General features: G+C 71.8%; 4 protein-coding genes. 3 read left to right on the forward strand and 1 reads right to left on the reverse strand.

The annotated features are described in order from the left end of the window. Positions 1-41 precede the first annotated feature (41 nt). Positions 42-1,640 carry a hypothetical protein gene (locus IRZ18_08245; GenBank protein MBX5477092.1) on the forward strand — a complete coding sequence of 533 codons (1,599 nt, stop codon included), beginning with the start codon at positions 42-44 and terminating at the stop codon, positions 1,638-1,640. A gap of 96 nt (positions 1,641-1,736) precedes the next feature. On the opposite strand, the gene IRZ18_08250 is transcribed toward IRZ18_08245, so the two are convergent. Continuing rightward, the gene (locus tag IRZ18_08250; protein ID MBX5477093.1) at positions 1,737-3,011 is read right to left on the reverse strand and encodes a pyridoxal phosphate-dependent aminotransferase; all 1,275 of its coding nucleotides are present in this window, start codon (positions 3,009-3,011) and stop codon (positions 1,737-1,739) included. Positions 3,012-3,208: 197 nt separating this feature from the next. Here IRZ18_08250 and IRZ18_08255 point away from each other — a divergent pair, with 197 nt between their 5' ends. Both IRZ18_08255 and IRZ18_08260 read left to right on the forward strand, forming a co-directional pair. Then, positions 3,209-4,690: a carboxypeptidase M32 gene (locus tag IRZ18_08255; protein ID MBX5477094.1), complete on the forward strand. Its 1,482-nt coding sequence runs from the start codon at positions 3,209-3,211 to the stop codon at positions 4,688-4,690. Further along, positions 4,687-5,358 carry a diphthine--ammonia ligase gene (locus IRZ18_08260; GenBank protein ID MBX5477095.1) on the forward strand — a complete coding sequence of 224 codons (672 nt, stop codon included), beginning with the start codon at positions 4,687-4,689 and terminating at the stop codon, positions 5,356-5,358. Before IRZ18_08255 ends, IRZ18_08260 begins: the two co-directional genes overlap by 4 nt. Positions 5,359-5,438 lie beyond the last annotated feature (80 nt).

The raw sequence follows: 5,438 nt of genomic DNA on the forward strand, positions 1-5,438 counted from the left end.
AGCCAGGGCCTGGCCCCGCGATGGCGCCCGAGCCCGCGCCTTTGCCCGCGCCCGCGCCCTTGCGCGCCGCCCGCCGCGCCGCCGCGCTTGCGGCCGCCGCGGCCGCTGCCGCCATTGCCGGCGCCGCCCTCGCCGCCGCGGGCCACACGTGGGGCTGGGGGCTGGCTGCCGGCGCCGGCCTGGCGGCCGCGCTGCTCGCGTGGCGGGCGCACGCCGCGGCCGTGCGGGAGACTGCGGCGGCCGCGGCGCGGGAGGCGGCGCTCGCGGCGCGGCGGGCGCCGGGGGCCGACGAGGCCCTGCGGGCCGCCCGCAATGCGCTCGCCGCCGCCCAGGCGGAGGCCGCCGCGGCGGCGGAGGCCGTGCGGGCGGCGCTCGGCGGCCTGCCCGTGGCGCCGGCGTTCGTCGAAGAGCCCGAGTCGGAACTGGCCCAGCTCGTGCGCGAACTGCGCCGGCAGTGGGAGGCGCTGCGCGCCCTGCAGGAGGATGCGGACGCGCTCCGCCGGGCGCTGGAGGCCCGGGAGGCCGGCGTCCGCGACTGGGCCTGCCGCCTTGGGATCGCCGGGGACACGGAGCACGTCGACGCCCTCGTCCTCGCCCGTCGCCTGGAGGACGCGATGGAGCGTGCGCTCACCCGCCGGAGGGCGGCGGAGCAGGCGGCCGAGGAGCGGGCGCGGCTGCAGGCCGAACTGCGCGAGCTCGAAGCGCAGCGGGCCGAGACGGCCCGCCAGCGCGAGTCCCTGCTGGAGCGGCTTTCCGCGTTCGGGCCGGACGTCGAAGCGGCGCTCCTCGAACTGCGCGAGCGCCGCGACGCGTGGCAACGCGCGCGGTTCCTGGCGGACGCGCTCGAGCGCCGCCCGGGCGGCCTGGACGCGGTGCGTCGCGAGGTGCACGCCGCGCGCGAGGCCGGCGAGCTTCCGTGGACGGACGCCGACCGCGACCAGGCCCTTGAAGAGGAGCGTGCACTCGCGGAGCAACTGAAGGAGACGGACCGCCGAATCGGCGAGCTCCGGAGGGAACTGCAGGATCTGGCCGCGCACGAGACCGCCGCCGAGGTGTCCGGCTGGATTGCGGCGCGCGCGGAGGAGCGCAATGCGGTCCTGCGCCAGCGGGACCGGCTCGCCCTGATGGCCTCCATCGTTCGGCTGGGCGCCGAGCGCTTCCGCGAGCGGCACCAGCCGGACATCCTGAAGCTCGCCGGCGAGCACCTCGCCAGCTTCACCGCCGGGCGCTACGACCGCCTGCTCTTCGACGACGAGCAGGTCGTCGAGCTGCCCTCCGGCGCGGAGGGCGCGCGAGTCCCCGGCGCCGGGGCGGGGTCGGGCTCGGTCCTCATGGTCCGCCGCGCTTCGGACGGCGCGCTCTGGCCCGCGGCGCCGCCCCTCAGCGAGGGCACCCTGCACCAGATCCATCTCGCGCTTCGCCTGGCGCTGGCGGACCACCTCGACCAGGGCGGGGAGCGGCTCCCGGTCTGCTTCGACGAGACGTTCCTCCATTGGAGCGAGGACCGGCGCCGGGAGGGGCTGCGTCACATGGCCGCGTGGGCCGCGCGGCGGCAGGTGCTCATCTTCACGTGCCACCCGTGGTTCGCGGAAGAGGCGCGATCGGCGGCGGGCGCGACGGTCGTCACGCTTTCGGGCTGAACGCGGCCGCGGGCGCGGCGCCACCGGCAGTGCATGTAGAATCGCACAACGGAGCGGTCCCCGCGGCCCGGCCGCGCGGATCCGCGCCCCTCACGCTCACCGCCACGTGGCGAAGAACGCCTTCAGCCTCCGCATGCCCTCTTCGATGCGCTCCATGGACGTCGCGTAGCTGAGGCGCAGCGCCCCGGGGACGCCGAAGCCCTCCCCCGGCACGACGGCCACGCCGGCCTCGACGAGGATCGCCTCCGCGAGTTCTTCAGCCGTCTCGAAGATGCGTCGCGCCGCGGTGCCTTCAGCCCCGGCAGCCCCGGCGGTGCCTTCAGCCCCGGCAGCCCCGGCGGCGCCGTCGTGAGCGCGCTCCCGGCCCAGGTAGGCGCGCACGTCGACGAACACGTAAAACGCGCCCTCGGGGAGGGGCACGGACAGCCCGGGAATCTCGTTCAGCGCCGCGCACATGGCCCGGCGGCGCTCGTCGAAGGTGCGCACCATCGCCGCGACCGGCTCGTCCGGGCCGCGCAGCGCGCCCAGCGCGGCCATCTGGCTCACGGACGACGCTCCGGACGTCAGCTGCGTCTGGATGGTGAGCATGGCGGCCGTGAGGTCAGGCTCGGCGCAGGCGGTGTAGCCGATGCGCCACCCGGTCATGGCGTACGCTTTCGACATGCCGTTGACGACGACCGTGCGCCGGTAGGCGTCCTCGCTGAACGTGGCCGGGCTGACGTGACGCGCGCCGTCGTACACGAGGCGCTCGTAGATCTCGTCCGCGATCACCCAAAGGTCATGCTCGCGCGCGAGCTCCATGAGGTCGCGCAGCTCGCGCTCGGTGTACACGGCGCCGCTCGGGTTGTTGGGGCTGTTGAGCACGATCGCCTTGGTCCGCGGCGTGATCGCCTCCGCCACGCGCTCCACTCGCGGGTGGTAGCGGTCCTCCGGTGTGGTCGGCACGACGACGGGCCGCGCCCCCACGAGCTTCACCTGCTCCGGGTAGCTCACCCAGTACGGCGCTAAGAGAACGACCTCGTCCCCTTCCTCGCAGATCGCGGCGAGGGCCTGAAAGATGGACTGCTTCGCGCCGTTGGACACGACGATGTCCTGCGGCCGGTAGATCAGGCCCTGGTCCCGGCGGAGCTTCTCGCAGATGGCCTGCCGCAGGCGCGGGTCGCCGGCGGCCGCGGTGTACTTGGTGAAGCCCTCGTCGATGGCCGCCTTGGCGGCTTCGTTGGCGGCGGGGACGGACGGGAAATCCGGCTCGCCGACGCTGAAGCTGACGATGTCGTGCCCCGCGGCGATGAGTTCCTTCGTGCGGCTGTCCAGGGAAACGGTTGGGGAAGCGGTGATGGTTCTCGAACGCCAGGATAGAGGACGAGTCATGGCGTCGCCTCTCTTCGCCTGAATATTTTCCGATCAGTCTCTCCCTTAATGTACTGTTGCGCCGGCGGAAGTCGACAGCCCTGGAGCGTCCGGAAGGTGTCTTCCCGCGGCAGGAGTGCCCCGCCCGCAATCGAAGAAAAGCGAGGTAACTCATTTTTCAAATAGGAGAGAAGACGTTGAACGACAAGCTGCAGCGCATGTTGGAGATCTACCGCGAAGCGAGCCACCTGATGATCGCGGCAGGGCTTCTGGACTGGGATCAGCAGTGCTACATGCCCCCCGGCGGGGCGGCCCTCCGCGCGGAGCAGCTGGCCACCCTCACCAAGCTGGCCCACCAGCGGTTCACCTCCCCGGAGATGGGACAGCTTCTCGACGAGTTGACGCCTTGGGCGGAGTCGCTGGACCCCGACTCGTTTGAAGCGAGCGTCGTGCGCGTGGCGCGGCGGGACTACGAGCGGGCCACGCGCGTTCCCACGGAGCTGGAGGCGGAATTCTCCCGCGCCGCGTCGGCCGGCTTCGCCGCGTGGACGGAGGCGCGTCAGGCGGACGACTTCCGCATCTTCGCGCCGAAGCTGGAACGTCTCGTGGAATTGAACATCCAGCGCGCGGAGGCGCTGGGCTATGAGGAGCGCCGCTATGACGCGTTGTTGAACCTCTTCGAGCCCGGCATGCGCACGAGCCAGGTGCAGGCCCTGTTCCAGCAGCTGAAGGAGGGGCTGGTTCCCCTCGTCCAGGCGGTCGCGGAGCGGCTGGACCGCGTCCGCGACGACTTCCTCCACGGCGGCTACGATGAGCAGAAGCAGTGGGATTTCGGCATGCGCGTGCTCAAGGACATCGGCTTCGACTTCAACCGCGGGCGCCTGGACCGTTCCGAGCACCCTTTCACCATCGGATTCGGGTCGGGCGACGTCCGCCTCACCACGCGTTTCCGCCCTTACCTCGGCACGGCGCTCTTCGGCACGCTGCATGAGGGCGGCCACGGCCTCTATGAGCAGGGCATTCCGGAGGAGTTCGCCGGCACGCCGATCGGCACCGCTGCCTCGTTCGGCATGCATGAGTCGCAGTCGCGCCTGTGGGAGAACCTGATCGGCTGCTCGCTCGGCTTCTGGACGCACTACTACCCGGAGCTGCAGCGTCTTTTCCCCGACCGGCTGGGGGAGATCGGGCTGGAGACGTTCTACCGCGCGATCAACCGGGTGCAGCCGTCGCTCATCCGCGTGGAGGCGGACGAGTTGACGTACAATCTGCACATTTTCCTGAGGTTCGATCTTGAATTGAAACTTCTTGAAGGTGATCTCAAGGTGGCCGACCTTCCGGAGGCCTGGCGCGCCGGCATGAAGGAGCTTCTCGGCTGCGTGCCGGAGAGCGACCGGGACGGAGTCCTTCAGGACGTGCACTGGTCGCAGGGCTCGTTCGGGTACTTCCCGTCCTACACGCTGGGCAACGTGCTCTCCGTGCAACTGTTCGAGCAGGCCAAGGCCGACCGTCCGGACATCCCGCAGGAGATCGAGCGCGGCGTCTTCTCCGGCGTGCTCGGCTGGATGCGTGAAAACATCCATCGCCACGGGGGCAAGTACACCGGGGCGGAGCTCGTCGTGCGGGCGACGGGCCGGGAGGCCGATGCAGGGCCCTACCTCCGTTATCTGCGGGAAAAGTACGCCGAGATCTACGGCCTATGAGCGCCGCGCCGAAGGCGGCGGTGGTCGCGTGGAGCGGAGGCAAGGACAGCTCCCTCGCGCTGTGGGAAGCTCGCCGGCAGGGCTGGCCGGTCGCCGGCCTCCTCACCACCGTGACCCAGCCGTACGACCGCATCAGCATGCACGGCGTGCGGGCGGCCCTCCTCGCGGCGCAGGCGGACGCGCTCGGCCTGCCCTGCACGCGCGTTGAGATTCCGTCGAACTGCACCAACGAGATGTACGAGGAGCGCATGGGCCAGGCCCTCGCGCGCCTGCGCGAAGCGGGCGTCGACGGAGTCGTGTTCGGCGACCTGTTCCTTAAAGACATCCGTGCGTACCGCGAGCGCCAGATGGAGGGCAGCGGCCTGTGCCCGCACTTTCCCCTGTGGGGGCGCGACACGACGGCACTCGCGCGCGAGTTCCTCGCCGCAGGGTTCCGGGCGGTCGTCGTGACGGTCGACCCGAACCGGCTTGCGCCCTCGTTCGCCGGCCGCGAATACGACGAGGCCTTTCTCGCGGACCTGCCCGCGGGCGTCGATCCGTGCGGCGAGAACGGAGAGTTCCACACGTTCGTGTACGACGGCCCGATCTTCCGCCGCCGCATCGCCGTCCACCGCGGCGGAGTCGTCGAGCGCGACGGCTTCGTGTTCGCGGACCTGCTTCCGGAGTGACCCGCAAAGCCGGCGGCGCGCCGCAGGAAGCGCGCGGCGCGCCGCGCCCGGCGCCCCCCCCCGCCCCGGGCCCCCCCCGG

Source organism: Clostridia bacterium, assembly GCA_019683875.1.
Taxonomy (GTDB): domain Bacteria; phylum Bacillota; class Sulfobacillia; order RBS10-35; family Bu92; genus Bu92.